Origin of the sequence: Shimwellia pseudoproteus, assembly GCF_016415625.1 — a bacterium.
In the GTDB taxonomy this organism is placed as follows: domain Bacteria; phylum Pseudomonadota; class Gammaproteobacteria; order Enterobacterales; family Enterobacteriaceae; genus Shimwellia; species Shimwellia pseudoproteus.
In genome coordinates, this window is the sequence record NZ_WBXP01000008.1 from 1 (window position 1) to 21,181 (window position 21,181).

13 protein-coding genes and 1 pseudogene are annotated in these 21,181 nt (G+C 55.7%); 6 read left to right on the forward strand and 8 right to left on the reverse strand.

The window, feature by feature from the left end:
• Window positions 1-158: 158 nt before the first annotated feature.
• Genes alkB through hprR form a run of 3 tightly spaced genes read right to left on the reverse strand, consistent with a single transcriptional unit; the run spans window position 159 to window position 2,847 of the window.
• Window positions 159-809, reverse strand: a complete 651-nt coding sequence (gene alkB, locus F9C28_RS05240) for a DNA oxidative demethylase AlkB (RefSeq protein WP_199014187.1) — start codon at window positions 807-809, stop codon at window positions 159-161.
• A complete protein-coding gene (locus tag F9C28_RS05245; RefSeq protein ID WP_233148924.1) occupies window positions 773-2,173 on the reverse strand; it encodes a heavy metal sensor histidine kinase in 1,401 nt (466 codons plus the stop codon). The genes alkB and F9C28_RS05245 overlap by 37 nt, the downstream gene beginning before the upstream one ends.
• Window positions 2,170-2,847 carry a response regulator transcription factor HprR gene (gene hprR / locus F9C28_RS05250; protein ID WP_199014188.1) on the reverse strand — a complete coding sequence of 226 codons (678 nt, stop codon included), beginning with the start codon at window positions 2,845-2,847 and terminating at the stop codon, window positions 2,170-2,172. Before hprR ends, F9C28_RS05245 begins: the two co-directional genes overlap by 4 nt.
• A gap of 136 nt (window positions 2,848-2,983) precedes the next feature.
• Here hprR and hiuH point away from each other — a divergent pair, with 136 nt between their 5' ends.
• Window positions 2,984-3,397, forward strand: a complete 414-nt coding sequence (gene hiuH, locus F9C28_RS05255; protein WP_199014189.1) for a hydroxyisourate hydrolase — start codon at window positions 2,984-2,986, stop codon at window positions 3,395-3,397.
• 138 nt (window positions 3,398-3,535) lie between these two features.
• Entirely contained in the window at window positions 3,536-4,018 is a 483-nt protein-coding gene (locus tag F9C28_RS05260) for a GlcG/HbpS family heme-binding protein (RefSeq protein WP_199014190.1), read from the forward strand.
• Window positions 4,019-4,024: 6 nt separating this feature from the next.
• Here F9C28_RS05260 and ada read toward each other — a convergent pair whose 3' ends face one another.
• The 3 genes from ada to F9C28_RS05275 all read right to left on the reverse strand — a co-directional run bounded on the left by ada (window position 4,025) and on the right by F9C28_RS05275 (window position 7,613).
• On the reverse strand, window positions 4,025-5,230 hold the full coding sequence (gene ada / locus F9C28_RS05265) for a bifunctional DNA-binding transcriptional regulator/O6-methylguanine-DNA methyltransferase Ada (protein ID WP_199014285.1): 1,206 nt from the start codon (window positions 5,228-5,230) through the stop codon (window positions 4,025-4,027).
• Window positions 5,231-5,301: 71 nt separating this feature from the next.
• A complete protein-coding gene (gene apbE, locus F9C28_RS05270; RefSeq protein ID WP_199014191.1) occupies window positions 5,302-6,348 on the reverse strand; it encodes an FAD:protein FMN transferase ApbE in 1,047 nt (348 codons plus the stop codon).
• A gap of 137 nt (window positions 6,349-6,485) precedes the next feature.
• Complete coding sequence (locus F9C28_RS05275; protein WP_199014192.1) at window positions 6,486-7,613, reverse strand: porin OmpC; 1,128 nt, start codon at window positions 7,611-7,613, stop codon at window positions 6,486-6,488.
• Between the two features lie 807 nt (window positions 7,614-8,420).
• On the opposite strand from F9C28_RS05275, the pseudogene rcsD reads away from it, so the two are divergent.
• Window positions 8,421-11,104 (forward strand): annotated as a pseudogene (rcsD, locus tag F9C28_RS05280) (phosphotransferase RcsD).
• A gap of 16 nt (window positions 11,105-11,120) precedes the next feature.
• On the forward strand, window positions 11,121-11,771 hold the full coding sequence (gene rcsB / locus F9C28_RS05285) for a response regulator transcription factor RcsB (RefSeq protein WP_199014193.1): 651 nt from the start codon (window positions 11,121-11,123) through the stop codon (window positions 11,769-11,771).
• A 134-nt stretch (window positions 11,772-11,905) separates the two neighbouring features.
• On the opposite strand, the gene rcsC is transcribed toward rcsB, so the two are convergent.
• Complete coding sequence (gene rcsC / locus F9C28_RS05290) at window positions 11,906-14,758, reverse strand: two-component system sensor histidine kinase RcsC (RefSeq protein ID WP_199014194.1); 2,853 nt, start codon at window positions 14,756-14,758, stop codon at window positions 11,906-11,908.
• Between the two features lie 125 nt (window positions 14,759-14,883).
• Entirely contained in the window at window positions 14,884-17,520 is a 2,637-nt protein-coding gene (gyrA, locus tag F9C28_RS05295) for a DNA topoisomerase (ATP-hydrolyzing) subunit A (RefSeq protein ID WP_199014195.1), read from the reverse strand.
• A gap of 251 nt (window positions 17,521-17,771) precedes the next feature.
• Here gyrA and ubiG point away from each other — a divergent pair, with 251 nt between their 5' ends.
• Together ubiG and nrdA are read left to right on the forward strand one after the other, a co-directional pair.
• The gene (gene ubiG / locus F9C28_RS05300; protein ID WP_199014196.1) at window positions 17,772-18,503 is read left to right on the forward strand and encodes a bifunctional 2-polyprenyl-6-hydroxyphenol methylase/3-demethylubiquinol 3-O-methyltransferase UbiG; all 732 of its coding nucleotides are present in this window, start codon (window positions 17,772-17,774) and stop codon (window positions 18,501-18,503) included.
• Between the two features lie 355 nt (window positions 18,504-18,858).
• Window positions 18,859-21,144 carry a class 1a ribonucleoside-diphosphate reductase subunit alpha gene (nrdA, locus tag F9C28_RS05305; RefSeq protein WP_199014197.1) on the forward strand — a complete coding sequence of 762 codons (2,286 nt, stop codon included), beginning with the start codon at window positions 18,859-18,861 and terminating at the stop codon, window positions 21,142-21,144.
• Window positions 21,145-21,181: the final 37 nt, after the last annotated feature.

The window sequence follows — 21,181 nt, forward strand, 5'->3', positions numbered from 1 at the left end:
TTTGAACTTTTGCTTTGTCACAGGATGTCGCTACAGGGTCAGGAGTGTGGTGATCTGATCCTAATTTCGGCTAAAAGTTCGATTTATTCAACAAAGCCCAGAAAAACTGCTCAGCAGTTTAATGGCCTGAAGCACAGCAGCAAGAATAATTATTATTTTTATTCGTACTTTCCGCTGCGGCGGAACGTCAGGTTATAACGCAGCGCCCCAACCAGCGGATGATTGCCTGCTTTAACGGGCTGAATACCGTGGTAATTCAGCCGGGCCTCCCCGCCCCACACCACCACATCGCCGTGCTCCAGCAGGACAGGATGCAGCGGCGCACTGCGCGTTAGCCCGCCAAACAAAAAGCGGGCCGGCAGCCCGAGGGATACCGACACAATCGGTGCCGCCTGCTCCTGCTCGTCTTTATCCTGGTGCAGGGCCATTTTCGCTCCCGGCACATAGCGGTTAATCAGGCAACTGTCCGGCATAAACTGGGCAAACCCCGCCATTGCTGCCGCCTGCTGGCTAAGCAGGTAAAATTCGGGCGGCATCGGCGGCCAGGGGTGCTGGCTGAGCGGGTCCCGGGCCTGGTAGCGGTAACCCTGGCGATCGGTTATCCACCCTTGCTGGCCACAACTGGTCATCGCCACTGACATGGTGAAGCCGCCGGGGGTCATCATCTGGCGGAACGGCGACTGGGCCGCCACGGCCTCAATCCCCGCCAGTAACGTTGCGGCCTGGTCCCGGGCAAACCGCCGTAAAACCACGGCCCCGGGGACGATAGCCTCTACCCAGGGGGCTTCGTCACTGAATAAATCGAGCATGGCACCTCCGATGATGGCGGGTGAAAACGGATAAAAAAAACATTATTGCCCTGGCGGTGATAATAACCCGCACTGCCGCCGTGTAACCGCGCAATGGCGCTGACCAGGGAGAGCCCTAACCCGGTTCCCGGGGTATGCCGGGCGTCATCAGCACACCAGAAGCGGCGAAACAACAGCCCGGTATCCGCCAGAGGGGCCCCCTGGTTTGCCACCTCAATGGTCACACTGGAGGGCTGGTGTTGCGCCGTTATCCGTACCACAGATCCTGGCGGGGCGTGGCGGATGGCATTGGTCAATAAATTAGTTACCGCCCGCTGTAACAGCAGCTTATCCACATGCAGCACCCTGTCCAGTACGCCGTCCAGCGCCAGGGTAAGCGGCTTTTCTTCCGCCAGCGGAGCTAAAAAGTCACAGACATCCTCCAGCACTTGCCCTGCTCTCAGCGGCTGGCAGTGCAGCACCACATTTTGATTATCTGCCCGGGCGAGGAACAAGATATTGTCAATCAGCGTGGTGATCCCTTCCAGCTCCTCCACATTATCCTCCAGCACCCGCTGATAATGTGCCGCGGTTCTCACCTGGGTAAGCGTCACCTGGTTCTGCCCGAGCAAAATACTCAGCGGGGTCCGCAGCTCATGGGCTAAATCATCGGAAAATTGGGTTAGCCGGGAAAAATCCCCCGCCAGCCGGGCACGCATCGTATTAAGTGCCTTCCCCAGAGGCAGCAGTTCCCGGGGCATGGCGGACACCGGTAGCGGGTGCCCTAACTGGCCGGAGCGGGTGTTTTCCGTCATCCGGCTTAATACCCGGATAGCCCGCAGCCCCCGGCGGATCAGCAGTGGGCTAATGACCAGGCACAGCATTATCGCCACCGCACACACCACCAGGCTTAACTGGCGGTAATCCGCCAGCATCTCCCCCCGGGAGCGGGCCACTCTCGCCACAGTCAGCACCAGCGGTGCCGCCTCCGCCTGGCTGGCAATGCGCAGCAGGCTAATATCGGCGCCGTCACCGCTGACCAGGTGGCGGACCACGCCAGAATCCGCTGCCAGCCGGGAAAAGTGCGCCGGTAGCGCAACCCCGGTACGGTTCATCACAATAATCTCCCCCCTCAGGGGCTGGATAACCAGGATGTCCTGACGGGTGTCCATCATCCGGTTAAAATAACGCGGCAACGTTTGCGGCGGTGCGCCGTCGAGCAATAACTGGTGGATCTGCTCCGCCCGGTTGATCAGGGTCTGCTCATCGCGGCGGACTAGCTCCTGCTGTAAGCCACGGTAGAGTGTCACCACCACCCCACTGCAGGCGGGGGTGGTCAGCAGCACCATGCTCAGGGTTAACCGCTGGACCAGTGACAGTGTCATGACGCTGCCGCCCGGGTGACCAGCCGGTACCCCATCCCCCGTACTGTGGTGATCAATTTCACCTGAAAAGGATCATCGACCTTGCGCCGCAAACGGCGGATCGCCACATCCACGGTATTGGTTTCACTGTCAAAATTGATTCCCCACACCTCGCTGGCGATCAAGGTCCGCGGCACTATCTCATTCGCCCGGCAGGCCAGCAGCCACAGTAGCGCAAACTCCCGGCGGGTAAGCGGTATCGGCATGCCCTGGCGTGATACGGTCTGGCGTACCGAATCCAGCGCGAGATCGTCCAGGGTAATCTGCGATCCGGCTTCAGGATGCTGGCGCAGTTGGTTGCGCACCCGGGCGAGTAATTCAGCAAAGGCAAACGGCTTCACCAGATAATCATTGGCCCCCAGCTCCAGCCCTCTGACCCGATCGGCAACCGCATCCCGGGCGGTGAGACACATTACCGGCGTGGTGCGGGCAGCGCGTAATGCGCTGAGAATATGCCAGCCATCCATTCCCGGTAGCATAATATCCAGAATAATCAGGCCGTAGGCATTATCGAGGGCTAAATACAGGCCATCGCGGCCATCCATCACCACATCAACCACATATCCCGCCTCGGATAATCCCTTACGTAGCCAGTCACCGCTTTTTTTATTATCCTCGATAAGTAATATTTTCACTGATATGTCGCCCTCTGAATTTAGCGTCCCACCTGAATAACGCGGCCGGACATGACAGGATTGTCATGTTTTTGTCAGGTCTGCACGCAACCGAATAAGCTATAACAGCCCCGTAAACAACACAGGAGAAATGAACATGACAAAAACGTTCCCGTCCTCGTTAATTGCGCTGGCAATCGCGGCACCGGCGGCGGTATTTGCCGCCGGGCAAAATACCCTCAGCGTGCATATCCTTAACCAGCAAACAGGCACCCCGGCAGCCGGTGTTGAAGTGGTACTGGAACAAAAACAAGGGGATGGCTGGAAAAAGCTCAACACCGCCACCACAGATAATGACGGCAGAATCAAGGGATTATGGCCTGAGCAACCTGCCGCTACCGTGGGGGATTATCGGGTTATTTTTAAAACCGGTAGCTATTTCAGCGCCCAAAAACTGGACAGTTTCTTCCCTGAGATCCCGGTTGAATTTCATATCGGCAAACCGGCGGAACATTATCATGTGCCGTTATTGTTAAGCCAATACGGTTATGCCACTTATCGCGGCAGCTAACCATCATGGCGTTATTATCAGCATAATCATTTAACCCGTTACGATAATACACGCGGCCGCTGATAATAATATTCACCGGCGCGCCATAGGCTATTTTATGATTATTATGGTGCGCGCAGTCACCTTAAGGAAATTAGCGTGAAATATCCCTTATCATTACTTCTGTTTTGCCTGCTGCCGGGCGTCGCCGCTGCGGTTACCCCCAGCCAGCAGCATGATATGAATATTGCCCTGGCCACGGCGCTGGCAACGGAGACCCTCAGCCAGTGCCAGCAGCTGGGTAAAAACGGGGTGGTTGCCGTAGTTGATCGCGGGGGTAACCCGGTGGTGGTTATGCGCGGTGACAATGTTGGCCCCCACAACACCCTGGCGGCCCAGCGCAAGGCTTATACCTCGCTGTCCACCAAGACCCCCACCTTACAACTGGCTAAAAATGCCCGCGCCAATAGCGACGCCAACAACCTGAATACCGTCCAGGATCTGCTGTTGCTGGGCGGTGGCGTGCCGGTCAGCTATCAGCAACAGGTGATTGGCGCCCTCGGGGTTGCCGGTATGGGCGGCCCTGAGTTCGACGAAAAATGCGCCGTGCAGGCCATCGCAAAAGTGCTACCCACCGCCTGACATAAATTACCCGTGGTGCTTCTCTCCGGGGCAGCCTGAGTCTGCTGTTATCCCCTTTGATGCGCTGCCCCCGGCAGCGCTTTTTTCACTTACCGCCGATCCGGTCCGCCCGCAGTCCCGCGCTTCGCGATCCAGCAGCTGGCGCTTAAGCGCCTGGCCCCAGCGGTAGCCAGACAGCGCCCCGGTGGTGCGTACCACCCGGTGGCAGGGGATAACCAGCGCCAGCCGGTTTGCCGCACAGGCCCCGGCCACCGCCCGCACCGCCCTGGGGTGGCCAATTTTAGCGGCAATCTGCTGATAACTGGCTGTCTTTCCCGGGGGGATGGCCTGTAACGCCTGCCAGACCTGGCACTGGAACGCGGTCCCCTGGATATCAAGCGGTAACGGAAACGCCGGACGGCGGTTGTCCATAAAGGCCAGGATCTCATCCAGCCCGGTGATCAGCGCGCTATCCGGTGCCGCGGCCACCAGGGTCCCCCTGGGGAACTGGGCGGCCAGTTGCTGGTACAGTTTCGCTTCATCGGCCCCGGGGAAAATCGCGCATACCCCGCGCCCGGTGGTGGCCACCAGGACAGTCGCCAGTGTGGCACGGCCAAACGCGTACTCAATAATCAGCGCCTCTCCCTGCCGCTGATACTGGCGGGCCGTCATGCCGAGGGCGGCATCCGCCTGCTGGTAATAATTACTGGCTGAACCAAACCCCGCCTGATAAATCGCCCCGGTGACGGTTTCCCCCTGTTGCAGGGCCAGGCGCAGGCGGTTAGCCCGCTGGGCCCGGTACCAGCCGTGGGGGGTTAGCCCGGTGTATTGTTTAAACAGCCGCTGGAAATGTGACGGGCTCAGGGCGCACTGGGCGGCCAGGGTCGCCACCGGGATAGGCTGTTCACTGTGGCTTAGCCGCTCACAGGCCCCGGCTATCACCCGGGCATGGCGCTGCTGGCGATCGACCCCGCCGGGGTTGCAGCGCTTACAGGGGCGAAAGCCCGCAGCCTGGGCGGCGGCGGCATCAGCAAAGAAGCGCACATTCTGGCGCTGCGGATGCCGGGCCCGGCAGGAAGGGAGGCAGAAAATGCCGGTGGTGACAACCGCAAACACAAACTGGCCGTCTGCGTTGGGGTCCCGCTGCATGACAGCCGCCCAGCGGGCGTCCTCTGTACGGTATGCAGCGCAACCGCCTGCGGGATAATCACGGGAAGACGAGGTCGCGTTCATCATAAGACTCCTGATAAGTTCAGCACCACAGTGCCACCAGCCCGCCCCCATTACCCCCGTAATCCTGCTTTTTAATTCTCTCCGGCAAGCAGGAAGGTTTTAAACTGCGGAGACATCCAGACCGAAAACCCCTCGGCGGTTTTGGTTATCATATACACCGCCAGTTGCTGCTGCTCTACCACCTGCCGGGCTTTTTCCGTGCCGAGCACCATCAAACCGGTATCCCAGGCATCCGCCTCCAGGGCTGTCGGGGCAATCACCGTGACCGACACCAGCTTATGCTGGATGGGCGCCCCGCTGACCGGGTCAATCACATGGGAGATCCGTCTGCCATCCAGTTCATAATAGTTGCGGTAACTGCCAGAGGTGCTGATCCCGTGGCCGTTGAGATCAACCACCGCCTGAACGGCATTTTCCCGGTCGGTCGGTTTCTGAATAGCCACCCGCCACGGGTTACCGTCACCATTGGTCCCCCGGGTCACCACCGCCCCGCCCACCGAGACCAGATAGCGGCTGATCCCCTGCTGCTCCATCAGCCGGGCCAGGTGATCCGCCGCATACCCCTCTCCTACCGTGGAGAGATCAACATACAGGCCAGGAATGTCTTTTTGCAGCCACTGCTGGCCGGCTTTATTAATCACGGTTAAATGCGCCAGGCCGGTCTTCGCTTTGGCGGCGGCAATCTGGCTGGCATCCGGCGTTTTTACCGGCTGTTTATCCGGGCCAAAGCCCCATAAGTTCACCAGCGGCCCCACGGTAATATCCATCGCCCCGTGGGTTTTCTCCCCCACCCGCAGCGCCTCAGTTACGATATCGCTCATCGCTTCACTGACCGGCCACGGAGCGGTACTGGTGGACTGATTAAAACGGGACAGTGCAGAGTCCGGCTTCCAGGTGGACAGCAACTGATCGTCACCGTCCAGCTGGGATTGTATTTTGTGGCGCAGATCTTCTGCCCGGGCGCTATCGACACCGGCCAGGCTGGCGCGCCAGTAAGTCCCCATGGTTTTACCTTCCAGCACCACCGCAGTGGTGGCCGCGGTTGAAGGGGGGTTATCGCAACCGGTCAGTATCAGTAAGCCAGCCACCAGACCGGCACGCAGCAACGTCAATTCCATATTTCATCATCCTCTGAAAACAGCCGGGCAAGCATATATGAAAATCGCCAAATGAGCCGGGGGGAGAATCAGGTTATTGAGGGAAAAGAGATAAAAAAAGGGGCCCGGAGGCCCCCTGATGACGCGCGAGCGTTAGCTTAGAACTGGTAAACCAGGCCCAGTGCGACGATATCATTGGTAGAGATACCGGTAGCACGGGTGAAGCTGTTTTTGTCCAGCAGGTTGATTTTGTAGTCAACGTAGGTGGACATGTTTTTGTTGAAGTAGTAGGTCGCGCCCACATCAACATATTTCAGCAGATCTTCGTTACCCCAGCCGTTACCCAGGTCTTTACCTTTGGACTGCAGGTACGCCACAGACGGACGCAGACCGAAGTCAAACTGGTACTGGGCAACCACTTCAAAGTTCTGCGCTTTATTAGCAAAACCTAAACCATGCTCATTTTCTGGGAAACCAGGACCATCACCAGAAATACGGGTAGCGTTATAGGTCTGGGTGTACTGCGCTGCCAGATAGATGTTGTTGGCGTCATATTTCAGGCCGCCAGTATAGGTGGTCGCTTTATCACCATTACCAAACGTTGTACGGTTCTGGTCAGTAGTACGTTTGGAGCTGGCCACCGCAGCACCGGCGGAGAAACCGTCGATGATGTCATAAGTGATTGAACCGCCGAAGCCGTCGCCATTCTGTTTAGACGCGCCGCGGCCGTTGTTGGTGGAGCCTTCGCCGCTCGGGCTGCCGTTTTTACCCTGGTACTGCAGGGCAACGTTCAGGCCGTCAACCAGACCGAAGAAATCGGTCACGCGGTAGGTTGCCAGACCATTAGCACGAGACTGCAGGAAGTTGTCAGAACCGTAAGTATCACCGCCGAATTCCGGCAGCACGTCGGTCCAGGAGGTTACGTCGTAAACCACACCGTAGTTACGACCGTAGTCAAAGGAGCCCGCATCACCAAATTTCAGACCGGCAAACGCCAGACGGGTCCAGGATTGGTCGCCAGAGCTTTCAGTGTTGTTTGCCTGAACGTTGTATTCCCACTGGCCATAACCCGTCAGCTGATCGCTGATCTGGGTTTCCCCTTTGAAACCAAAGCGCATGTAAGTCTGATCGCCGTCATCGCCATCATTTTTGGAGAAGTAATGCAGGCCATCAACTTTACCGTACAGATCTAATTTATTTCCATCTTTATTATAGATTTCCGCCGCATGTGCGGTGCCAGCAACCAGCAGAGCCGGAACCAACAGGGACAGTACTTTAACTTTCATGTTATACCCTCTGTTATATGCCTTTTTTATATATGCCACTGCGTACTGGTTACACCCTATAACCAGTCGGCAGATTTATTGTGTAAAACAACGTCAGAATAATCCAACGGGAATATGATACTAAAACTTTTTAGTTGTTACATACACCGCCGTATATGTAACAAAATGTATATTTCAGGGAACTTTTAGGCGCACGCTTTGCCAACTATAAAAGCACCAACAGTCAAGTGAATATTTTTATTTGCGTATTTTCAGTAAGTTAACAAAAAACAAGCGCTGCGCACTGAATGGTAAAACATTGGCGATTTTTGCGACTAGAATTGCGGGCGCTATCATCATTAACTTTATTTATTACCTTCATTCAAATCTGAATGTCTGTTTACCCCTATTTCAACCGGATGCCTGCATCCGGTTTTTTTTACTCTCTTTTACAAAAACTGAATAACTACTGCCACTTAGCGCCATTAGCGGCGGTGACGCTGGCTATTTCATCGCTTCGCTGTCGCCACTACCGGTATTATTAACTTGCCGATAATACAATCAAATTTCCCGGATATTACCGTTAGGTTACGATTATTGCCGACATATAAGGAAAATTTATTTTCTTATCGCAACTATTTTTATATAAGCCTGTGATCTGGGTCGAGTGATTGCGGTTATATAGGCGAGTTTTTACGCGACTGGCCCCACCAGGAGGCGGGCATCTGTGCTTTACCTTGCGGGAACGATGACGGTGGCCTCATTTCCCGGTATGCTTAGCGGGCCACAGCCACTCCAGGACCGCCATTTACAGGTTATATAGCCACCATGCGCCAGGCCGACACTTCCTTTATTAGCAAGTTTTCTTTTATGCCGGGGAACATCACCCGCTTCTTCCTGTTGCTGGTGATCATGCTGCTGATTGCCATGGGGGTGCTGGTACAGAATGCGACGACGGGCTGGCTGAAGAATAAAAGCTATCAGGTGGCGGATATCAGCCGCCTGCTGGAAAAGCGCGTTGAAACCTACCGCTATGTCACCTGGCAGATTTATGACAATATCGCCGCCCCCCAAGGCAGCGATACCAGTAATGGCTTACAGGAAACCCGGCTACGCCAGGATGTCTATTATCTGGAGAAGACGCGCCATAAAACGGAAGCACTGATCTTTGGCTCCCACGACAGCGGTACCCTGGACATGGCCCAGCGGATTTCCGGCTATCTGGATACCCTATGGGGTGCACAGACCCCCCCTGGTCGATGTACTACCTGAATGGCCAGGATAACAGCATGATAATGGTCTCTACCCTGCCGCTCAAAGACCTGACCGCCGGATTCAAAGAGTCCGGCGTGGAAAATATGGTGGATTTACGGCGGGCAGAGATGTTGCAGCAGGCCAATGTGCTGGATGAGCGGGAGAGCTTTTCACCGCTGCGCCAGCTCGGCTGGCAAAACAGCTATTACTTTACCCTGAGGACCACCTTTAACCAGCCGGGGCACCTGGCCACGGTGGTGGCGTTTGATCTGCCGGTTAACGATTTAATCACCCCGGACATGTCGCTGGACAGTATCCGGCTCGATCCCATCACCAACGGTGGTGCCAATAAAAACACCCCGGAAAATGTCACGGTTAACTTTAACGGCACCCGGATTGATATCGCCTCCCCCATCAATACCAGCCAGTTGCGCCTTGTCTGGCAAGTGCCCACCAGCATGTTGCTGAGCCAGTCCCTGCAAAATATTGCCTTACCGCTGCTGCTGAATATCGTGCTGCTTATCATGGCCATGTACGGCTATATTCGCTTCCGCCAGCCGCCGGTGAGCCCCACCACCACTGCGGCGGCCCCCACTTCCCCGGGGAATAACGAATTACAAACCCTGCGCGCACTCAATGAAGAGATTGTCGCCCAGCTTCCCCTGGGCCTGCTGGTTCATGATCTGGACGCTAACCGTACGGTTATCAGCAATAAGATTGCCGATCACCTGCTGCCCCACCTGAACCTGCAAAATATCGCCAGCCTGGCCGATCAACATCAGGGGGTTATCCAGGCCACGATTAATAATGAACTCTACGAAATCCGCCAGTACCGCAGCCAGATAGCCCCGCGTACCCAAATTTTTGTGATCCGCGATCAGGACAAAGAAGTGCTGGTCAATAAAAAGCTCAAACAGGCTCAGCGGCTTTATGAAAAAAACCAACAAGGGCGAGTCTCTTTTATGGAACATATTGGGGAGGCACTGAAAGCCCCTACCCTGCGCCTCGCCACCCAGGCCAGCCAGTTACCCCGCGATAGCGGCGCCGCCGTGGTGGCAACCGCCGAGAATATCCTGCGCCTGGTGCAGGAGATCCAGTTACTCAACGCCCTTGAAGCGGACACCTGGGAAGGGGAGAGCCAGCGCTTTACCCTCCAGGGTCTGGTGGATGAAGTGGTACCGGAGGTGCTACCCGGGATCCGCCGTAAGGGGCTGCAACTGCTGGTGAATAACCAACTGGCCGCCGGTGCCGCCCGTCACGGTGATCGTGAAGCGCTACGCACCATTTTGCTGATGCTGCTGCACTATGCGCTGGTCACCACCCGTATTGGCAAAATCACCCTCGAAATCGATCAGGATACCTCGTCACCGGAGCGGTTAACCTTCCGAATCATTGATACCGGCACCGGCATCAATAACGATGAAATAGATAATTTGCACTTCCCGTTCTTCAGCCCGACCAGCGCCGACGAACAGCAACAGGCCAATGGCCTTACCTTTTATTTATGTAATCAGCTGGCGCGTAAACTGGGCGGGCACCTGAATATTAAGTCCCGGGATAGGTTAGGCACCCGTTATACGCTGCACGTCAAAATGCCGGTGGAGGCGCCAGACACCCCTGACGGCGCGGGCGACGAAGACGCGCCGGAGAAATTGCTGGATGACGTCGTCGCGATGGTGGATGTCACCGCCAATGAAGTGCGCCATATTATCACCCGCTTGCTGGAAAGCTGGGGGGCCACCTGCATCACCCCGGATGAGCGGCTGGCAAGTCAAGAATTCGATCTCTTTTTGACAGATAATCCGTCTAATCTTACAGCCAGCGGCGTGCTTTTAAGCGATGATGAGCCCGGTATGCGCAAAATAGGTCACAATACATTTTGCGCTAACTTTAATATAAGCTCCGCAGTACAAGAAGCCGTGTTGCAACTCATTGAGGCGCAACTCTCCCAGGAGATTCAGGTGGAAACGGCATCTGGCAGCGACGAAAGCACACAACTTCATGCCAGCGGGTATTATGCTCTGTTTGCCGACACGGTACCGGAGGATGTCGAGAGACTGTATAATGAATCAGTGAGTAGCGATTTTGCAGCTCTGGCACAAACCGCACACCGTCTGAAAGGGGTATTTGCGATGTTAAATCTGATCCCTGGTAAACAGTTATGTGAAGCGCTGGAGCAGCATATTCGCGAGAAAGATGCTCCGGCCATAGAAAAATACATCAGCGACATTGACGGTTATGTCAAGCGCTTGCTATAGCAAGGTAGCCTATAACATGAACAATATGAACGTAATCATTGCCGATGACCACCCGATTGTTTTATTCGGCATTCGTAAATCACTAGAACAAATCGAGTGGGTAAACGTCGTCGGTGAGTTCGAAGATTCCACGGCGCTTATCAATAACCTCCCCAAGCTTGATGCTCACGTACTGATTACCGATCTCTCAATGCCGGGAGATAAATACGGTGATGGCATTACGCTTATCAAATACATCAAACGTCACTTCCCGTCGATCTCGATTATTGTTCTGACCATGAACAATAACCCGGCGATTTTGAGCGCCGTGCTGGAACTGGATATCGAAGGTATTGTGCTGAAACAAGGGGCGCCAACCGATCTGCCGAAGGCGCTGGCCGCACTGCAAAAAGGCAAGAAATTTACCCCGGAAAGCGTATCGCGCCTGCTGGAAAAAATCAGCGCGGGCGGTTACGGCGACAAACGCCTGTCACCGAAAGAAAGCGAAGTATTGCGTCTGTTCGCCGAAGGCTTCCTGGTAACCGAAATTGCCCGCAAGCTGAACCGCAGTATTAAAACCATCAGCAGCCAGAAGAAATCCGCCATGATGAAACTGGGTGTGGATAACGATATCGCCCTGCTTAATTACCTCTCGTCCGTCAGCCTTCCGGCGTCCGACAAAGAATAATTACCGATATCAGGTGCCCCGTCCGGGGCACTTTTTTTGTCTGCTCTTCCGGCACTGTTGCCAACCCGGCCTCCTTTCCAGACATTGCCGCCAGACATTGCCTCCAGGTATTCCCCGGGACATAACGCCAGGCACTACCCTTCCCGGCCATTGCGCACCTGCGCCGCAAATGCCGCAAGGGTCTTTTTAATCACATCCAGCGTCACCGGCTTCGACAGGCAGCTATCCATACCGGACTCCAGACAGCGCTGGCGCTCTTCTGCCAGAGCATTCGCCGTCACCCCAATCACCGGCAGCGTTAACCCCAGCTGGCGAATCCGCTGGGTCAGGCGATAGCCGTCCATATTAGGCATGTTCACATCACTGAGGACGATATCAATATGGTTCTTACTTAACACATTCAGGGCATCCACCCCATCCTGAGCGGTTTTACACTGGTACCCCAGGGATCCCAGTTGATCCGCCAGCAGGCGCCGGTTAATCGGATGATCATCCACCACCAGGATCATCATGTCGTCATTACGTTCCGTGGCCGCCGCCACCGCAGGCAGTTCCGCCTCCCCGCTCACCAGCGGCACGTCAACCCGGTAGATTCGCCCCAGTAGCCCCATAATATCGTGGGCAAGGGCCAGGCTCTGTAACCACACCCCCGGGGACTGTAAAACCGGCACCCCGATATGGCGACGGCAGAACGCCACCACCCCCAGCCCGCACCATTCCTGCGGCGCGGCCTGATCGGTCAGCAACACATCGTCTTTACCGGGCTGTGGCGCCACCTCCGGCTGGATCAGGGTATAGGTCATCCCGCTGCGGGCCAGTAACCGGCTCAGCATATCGCGCAGGGCGGCATTATGAATATCCAGCCAGCAATGTTTGCCCTGCAACCCGGCAATGGGCTCTGCCGGCGCCAGCGTCGCCCGCCACAGGGGGATACGGATAGCAAACAGGCTCCCCATCCCCACTTCGGTTTCTACGGCGATATCGCCGTCCATCATATTGATAAGCTTTTCACAGATAGCCAGCCCAAGGCCGGTCCCCTGGAAATTACGCTGGACACCGGTCCCCACCTGGAAGAATGGATCAAACAGCCGCAGAACCTCTTTTTCCGGTATCCCGACCCCGGTATCCCGGACTTCAAAGGTCAGGTACTCTCCCTCCACCGCCACCCGCAGGATAATACAGCCGACATCGGTAAATTTAATGGCGTTGCTCAGCATGTTAGAGATAACCTGCTGCAAACGCATCGGATCCCCTTCCATCTGCAGCGGGACATCCGGCTCAATAAAGCAGTACATTGCCAGTTGCTTACGCACCACCAGCGGGTGGTAGTTCGCCACAATGTGGTTCATTACCTCCCGGGGGGAGAACGGCCGCGGTTCGATTTTCAGTTGCTCGGATTCAATTTTAGAGAAGTCGAGAATATCGCTGATAATTTTCAGCAACAGGCTGGAGGAGTTATTCATCGCCGTGACCAGCCGATCGACCCCATTAGGCAGCGCTTTCGTCTGTAACAGATCGAGGTTACCGATAATACCGTATAGCGGGGTGCGTAATTCGTGACTCACGGTGGCGAGGAACATGGATTTTGACTGGCTGGCCTGTTCCGCCGCCTGGGCCATTTCCTGAAGGGACTCTTCCATTTTTACCCGGGCGCTGACATCCACCAGCACACAAATCGCCACATTCTCGTTGCGGTAGCGGGAGTGCACAAAGCTGATTTGCAGGTTGGTATTATTACTGGTCAGCACATCAACAAAGTTCACCTGCTGGCCGCAGATAATCTGCGTCAGCCGCTGGCGGTCTTCGTGGGTCAGAATACTCAGGTAATTGTGGGCCAGCTCGTTACTCAGGATATTGGTCCCGTCCTGAGTACGCAAAATACAGATCCCCACCGGGGCGGAGGCAACAATTTTACGGTTAAATTGCTCGTGCTCTTCCAGCCGCTGGGCATCACTCTCGGCGGGTAAAAAGATCCGCTTTTCATACATCCGGCACAGGGTAAACAGCACCCCGGCGGCCAGCAGGTTAAGCAAAAAGGCGTTGATGATAAGCACCCGTAACTGCTCAAGCAGCAGCGTGACCGGCACCGCATACACCACGCTCAGGGACGATGGCGGTAGCGTCTTACGCAGGGCCAGCGCTTTATACCCCTCGGTATAACCGAACCACACCGCCCCGCTCCCCCAGTGGGTGTCCTGGCGCGCCGGCGTCAGTGATTTTTGGTTGCTCAGCAACGGGCGGCCATTTTCATCCAGCAGGGTCATCTGCACCGGCAATACCCCAGGGGTGTAGAGGCTTTCCAGCCGCAGGGTCTGTTCTACCCCCAGCAGCCCCTGGCCTTGCTCCGCCTGGTAGACCGGCGCCAGAGAGTAAAAATAGCCAACACCGGGACGCGGGCCGGGGCTTATCCAGTAGAGATTGCTGTTGCCCCCATCCGGGGAAGCCGCCCCGCTGCGGGTAATCCGCTCATGGAGTGCTTTCAGCGCCTTTTCGCGATCGATAGACAGGGTGCGCAGCCCAAAATCCGCAATACACAGATTATCGTCGCCGATCATAAATACCCGGTTAAGATCGTAGCTGGCAGCATAGTTATCTCGCCAGTAGCGCAGGAACAGCGCCAGAGACTGTAGCGGCCCCTGCCATTTTTCCGCCGCGTCTGCGCAATCAGTATCACCAAATAACGGGTTAAAATCCGGCAGATCCAGTTGCCCGGCATTAAGCCCGGCGGCGTTACCGCTCTCCCCGCTGCGGTTATCCGCCACGTATTGCAGCTCTTTTAGCACATCGGCGGTACGCTGAATGTAGCGCTGGGCCTGATCAAAATTGAGGTTAAACGCTTGATGAATTTCCGCTTCTTTGTCGTGCAATACCTTGATGATAAACAACGTCGAAAAAGTCGCTATCAGCAGCCAGACGGCCAGCGCCAGGGCGCGGAACAGGTAGCGGGAGACTTTTAGTGTTGAGCGGAAAGAGACGAAATATTTCAAGGTAGTACCGCAAACAATGATGAGGTAAATAGCGCAATAACGATAAGGTAACGGTAAACGGCCTCTGCCGCAATGCTAAAGAAAAGGGCCGGAGAACCGGCCCTCTGTTAACAGCGTAAATCAGATTATTCGTCTGCGTCGTCAGCGACATCATCATCGCCGTCAACTTCAGGGGCGATATCCTCTTCCCCTTCCGCAACGCTACCGTCGATGCTGTCGAGCTCTTCGTCGTCAACCGGTTCAGCAACGCGCTGCAGGCCAACCACGTGTTCGTCTTCCGCAGTACGGATCAGGATAACACCCTGGGTGTTACGCCCCACAATGCTCACCTCAGACACCCGGGTACGCACCAGGGTACCGGCATCGGTTATCATCATTATCTGGTCAGCATCATCTACCTGCACAGCGCCGACCACATTGCCGTTACGTTCCGTCACCTTGATGGAGATAACCCCCTGGGTGGCGCGGGACTTGGTCGGATACTCTGCGGCAGAGGTCCGTTTACCGTAACCGTTCTGGGTGACCGTCAGGATAGTGCCTTCGCCACGCGGAATGATCAGCGAGACGACGCTATCGCTATCGGCCAGCTTGATACCGCGCACCCCGGTCGCCGTACGGCCCATGGCGCGCACAGCGTCTTCTTTGAAGCGCACCACTTTACCCGCGGCGGAGAACAACATCACCTCGTCAGACCCGGAGGTTAAATCCACACCGATAAGCTCATCACCGTCGTTCAGGTTAACCGCAATGATCCCCGCAGAACGCGGACGGCTGAACTCTGTCAGCGCGGTTTTCTTCACGGTACCGCTGGCGGTGGCCATAAACACGTTCACGCCTTCGGCGTATTCGCGTACCGGCAGAATGGCGGTAATACGCTCATTCGGCTCCAGCGGCAGCAGGTTAACAATCGGACGGCCACGGGCACCACGGCTCGCTTCCGGCAACTGATACACCTTCATCCAGTACAGGCGACCACGGCTGGAGAAGCACAGAATGGTATCGTGGGTATTGGCCACCAGCAGGCGGTCAATAAAGTCTTCTTCTTTAATGCGGGCCGCAGATTTGCCCTTACCGCCGCGACGCTGCGCTTCATAATCGGACAGCGGCTGGTATTTCACATAGCCCTGGTGGGACAAGGTGACTACCACGTCTTCCTGGCTTATCAGATCTTCAATATTGATATCAGCGCTGTTGGCGGTGATTTCAGTACGACGCGCATCGCCAAACTGATCGCGGATCAGCACCAGCTCTTCGCGAATCACTTCCATCAGACGATCGGCATTGCCGAGGATAAACAGCAGCTCAGCAATCTGGGTCAGCAGCTCTTTATACTCGTCGAGCAGTTTTTCATGCTCAAGGCCGGTCAGCTTTTGCAGGCGCAGATCCAGGATAGCCTGGGCCTGCTGCTCGGTCAGATAATACTGGCCGTCACGGATACCGAACTCCGGCTCCAGCCATTCCGGGCGGGCCGCGTCATCACCGGCGCTTGCCAGCATGGCGGCAACGTTACCCAGATCCCACGGACGGGCCACCAGGCCAGCTTTCGCTTCTGCCGGGGTCGGCGCATGACGGATAAGCTCGATGATCGGGTCAATGTTCGCCAGCGCCACCGCCAGTGCTTCAAGGATATGCGCACGGTCACGGGCTTTACGCAGTTCGAAGATTGTCCGGCGGGTCACCACTTCACGGCGGTGGCGCACGAAGGCTTCGATAATGTCTTTCAGGTTAAGGATCTTCGGCTGGCCGTGATGCAGCGCCACCATATTGATCCCGAAAGAAACTTGCATCTGGGTCTGGGAGTACAGGTTATTCAGTACCACTTCGCCAACGGCGTCGCGTTTGATCTCAATAACAATGCGCATCCCGTCTTTGTCAGACTCATCGCGCAGGGCACTGATGCCTTCAACCCGTTTGTCTTTGACCAGTTCGGCAATTTTTTCGATCAGGCGCGCTTTGTTCACCTGATACGGAATTTCATGCACGATAATGGTTTCGCGGCCGGTTTTGGCGTCCGCTTCCACTTCAGCGCGGGCACGAATATAAATTTTGCCGCGGCCAGTACGGTACGCTTCTTCAATACCGCGACGGCCGTTAATGATGGCAGAGGTCGGGAAGTCCGGCCCCGGAATGTGCTCCATCAGCCCTTCAATGCTGATAGATTCATCATCGATATACGCCAGGCAGCCGTTGACCACCTCGGTGAGGTTATGTGGCGGAATATTGGTCGCCATACCAACGGCAATACCGGAAGACCCGTTCACCAGCAGGTTGGGGATCTTGGTCGGCATAACGTCAGGAATTTTTTCCGTGCCGTCATAGTTGTCAACGAAATCGACAGTGTCTTTTTCCAGATCGGCCATCAGCTCATGGGCGATTTTCGCCATACGGATTTCCGTATAACGCATCGCTGCCGCGGAGTCACCGTCAATAGAACCAAAGTTGCCCTGACCGTCGACCAACATGTAACGCAGGGAAAAAGGCTGCGCCATACGAACGATAGTGTCATAAACGGCAGAGTCACCATGGGGGTGGTATTTACCGATTACGTCACCAACAACACGGGCGGATTTTTTGTAGGCTTTGTTCCAGTCGTTGCCCAACACGTTCATGGCGTATAATACGCGACGGTGTACCGGTTTCAGTCCATCTCGGACATCTGGTAATGCACGGCCGACAATCACCGACATCGCATAATCCAGATAGGAGCTTTTCAGCTCTTCCTCAATGTTGACCGGTGTTATTTCTCTGGCAAGGTCGCTCATGTAACCGCTATCCCTCTATGTATCCCGGATTCAAAGGTCGCAAATTATAACACAACCGCCCAAAGAGCGGTAAACCAGATAGCGTTTCCTGGCGCCTTTCTTCGCGCTTCCGGCACCGGTTGTTCAGGATGGGCGATTAGCACACGGTGACAGGTGCAATCGGCCCCACAATGTTGCAACATAGCAGCCAGGGACGACTGATCTGCAACAGTGACCGTCGCCAGACCATGAACCAAGGAGCACGAGCCCGAATGAACACCGAAAACACCCAATCTCCAGAGAATGTCGATCATGCGGAAATCGCCAAATTTGAGGCGGTGGCCTCGCGCTGGTGGGATATGGAAGGTGAGTTCAAACCGCTACACCGCATTAATCCGCTCCGCCTCGGCTACATCACCAACCGCAGCAACGGTCTGTTCGGCAAGAAGGTCCTGGATGTGGGCTGCGGCGGGGGCATTCTGGCCGAGAGCATGGCCCGGGAAGGGGCAAACGTGACCGGTCTGGATATGGGGGCGGAACCGCTGCTGGTGGCGCGCCTGCACGCCCTGGAGAGCGGCATACAGGTGGACTACATTCAGCAAACCGTCGAACAGCTCGCCTGCGAACACCCCGGGGAGTACGACGTGGTCACCTGTATGGAAATGCTCGAACACGTGCCGGACCCGGCCTCAGTGGTTAAGGCCTGCGCCCGGCTGGTGAAGCCCGGCGGCCATGTGTTTTTCTCCACCATTAACCGCAACGGCAAAGCCTGGCTGATGGCGGTGGTGGGCGCGGAATACATTATGAATATGGTGCCCAAAGGCACCCATGATATTAAGAAGTTTATTAAACCGGCGGAGCTGCTGGGCTGGGTGGACAGCACCGATCTGCAGGAGCGCCATATCACCGGCCTGCATTACAACCCGCTGACTGACCATTTCCGCCTTGGTGCCGGGGTTGACGTTAACTATATGTTGCACACACAGCACAAATTGCCCGACTGAGAGGCACTCCCCGCCACCAAAATTGCGCGACATCAAGTCGCGCTTTTCACCGCTTCGCCGAAGAAATCAGCACTCGATCAATTTTCATAAAAAAAATCCCGCTTATTGACTTTCAATGCAGCCCTTACCGGATGCGGACTTACCGTTTTTTTACCTGGCGCAACCTCAAATTAACCTCAAATGCAACCCTTGTACTGAAAAGAATCCCGACTAGAATAACTCACCATATAGCGTTAATCGTAAAACACACCCCCTACATATAGTATTTATCCACAAACACAATCACTATTGCGGTTTGTGGATAAGTAGCGGGTATTTCATTTTCACCGTTAATTCACGGACAGGTATAATCGGCATGAATCAGAGTCTGATGGTGACTAAGCGCGACGGCTCCACCGAGCGCATCAATCTGGATAAAATCCACCGCGTACTGGACTGGGCGGCAGAAGGTTTACACAACGTCTCGGTTTCTCAGGTTGAACTCCGTTCACACATTCAGTTTTATGACGGCATCAGAACCTCTGATATCCACGAGACCATTATCAAAGCCGCTGCGGATCTTATCTCCCGCGAGGCCCCGGATTACCAGTACATGGCCGCCCGTCTGGCCATCTTCCACCTGCGTAAAAAAGCCTACGGCCAGTTTGAGCCGCCGGCGCTGTTCGATCATGTGGTTAACATGGTTGAACTGGGCAAATACGACAGTCATCTGCTGGAAGACTACACGGAAGAAGAGTTCCAGCAGATGGACAGTTTTATCGACCACTGGCGCGATATGAACTTTTCTTATGCGGCAGTAAAACAGCTGGAAGGCAAATACCTGGTCCAGAACCGCGTTAGCGGTGAAATCTACGAGAGCGCCCAGTTCCTGTACGTGCTGGTGGCCGCCTGCCTGTTCTCAAATTACCCCCGTGAAACCCGCCTCGATTATGTGAAGCGTTTTTATGATGCGGTGTCCACCTTTAAGATTTCGCTGCCAACCCCGATAATGTCCGGGGTGCGTACGCCGACCCGTCAGTTCAGCTCCTGTGTGCTTATCGAGTGCGGCGACAGCCTGGACTCCATTAACGCCACCTCCAGCGCCATTGTTAAATATGTCTCCCAGCGCGCCGGTATCGGCATTAACGCCGGGCGTATTCGCGCCCTGGGGAGCCCTATCCGCGGTGGGGAAGCCTTCCACACCGGCTGTATTCCGTTCTACAAACATTTCCAGACCGCGGTGAAGTCCTGCTCTCAGGGCGGGGTACGCGGTGGCGCGGCCACGCTGTTCTACCCGTTGTGGCACCTGGAAGTCGAAAGCCTGCTGGTGCTGAAAAATAACCGTGGGGTAGAAGGTAACCGGGTGCGCCATATGGACTATGGGGTGCAAATCAACAAACTGATGTATACCCGGCTGTTAAAAGGCGGCGACATCACCCTGTTCAGCCCGTCTGACGTGCCCGGGTTGTATGACGCCTTCTTTGCGGATCAGCAAGAATTTGAACGCCTGTACACCCAATACGAGCAGGATGCCAGCATCCGTAAGCAGCGCGTCAAAGCCGCGGATCTGTTCTCCCTGATGATGCAGGAACGCGCCTCCACCGGCCGAATCTACATCCAGAACGTCGACCACTGCAATACGCACAGCCCGTTTGATCCGGCCATTGCGCCCGTGCGCCAGTCTAACTTGTGCCTGGAAATCGCCCTGCCCACCAAACCGCTGGACGATGTCAACGACGACAACGGCGAAATCGCCCTTTGTACCCTGTCAGCCTTTAACCTCGGCGCTATCAGCAGCCTCGACGAGCTGGAAGAGCTGGCGGTGCTGGCAGTTCGTGCCCTGGATGCCCTGCTGGATTATCAGGACTACCCGATCCCGGCAGCCAAACGCGGTGCGATGGGCCGCCGTACCCTGGGTATCGGCGTGATCAACTTCGCCTACTACCTGGCAAAACATGGGGTGCGCTACTCCGACGGCAGCGCCAATAATCTGACCCACCAGGCGTTTGAAGCCATTCAGTATTACCTGCTGAAAGCCTCTAATGAGCTGGCCAAAGAGCAAGGGGCCTGCCCGTGGTTTAAAGAAACCACCTACGCCAAAGGCGTGCTGCCTATCGACACCTATAAAAAGGATCTCGACAGCATCTGCCAGGAACCGCTGCACTACGACTGGGAAGCCCTGCGCGCCGATATCGTGGCCCACGGCCTGCGTAACTCCACGCTCTCAGCCCTGATGCCGTCTGAGACGTCATCCCAGATTTCGAACGCCACCAACGGTATTGAACCGCCCCGGGGCCATATCAGTATTAAAGCGTCGAAAGACGGTATCCTGCGCCAGGTGGTGCCGGACTACGAACAGCTGAAAGACCGCTACGAATTACTGTGGGAAATGGGCAGCAACGACGGCTACCTGCAATTAGTGGGCATCATGCAGAAATTTATCGACCAGTCGATTTCAGCGAATACCAACTATGATCCGGCGCGCTTCCCGTCAGGAAAAGTGCCGATGCAGCAATTGCTCAAAGATTTGCTCACCGCCTATAAATTCGGGGTCAAAACCCTTTACTATCAGAACACCCGCGATGGCGCGGAAGATACCCAGGATGACCTGGTGGCGTCCATCCAGGATGACGGCTGCGAAAGCGGCGCGTGCAAAATCTGATTAGCCGGGCGGGGCATTCCCCGCCCTTTCTTCGATA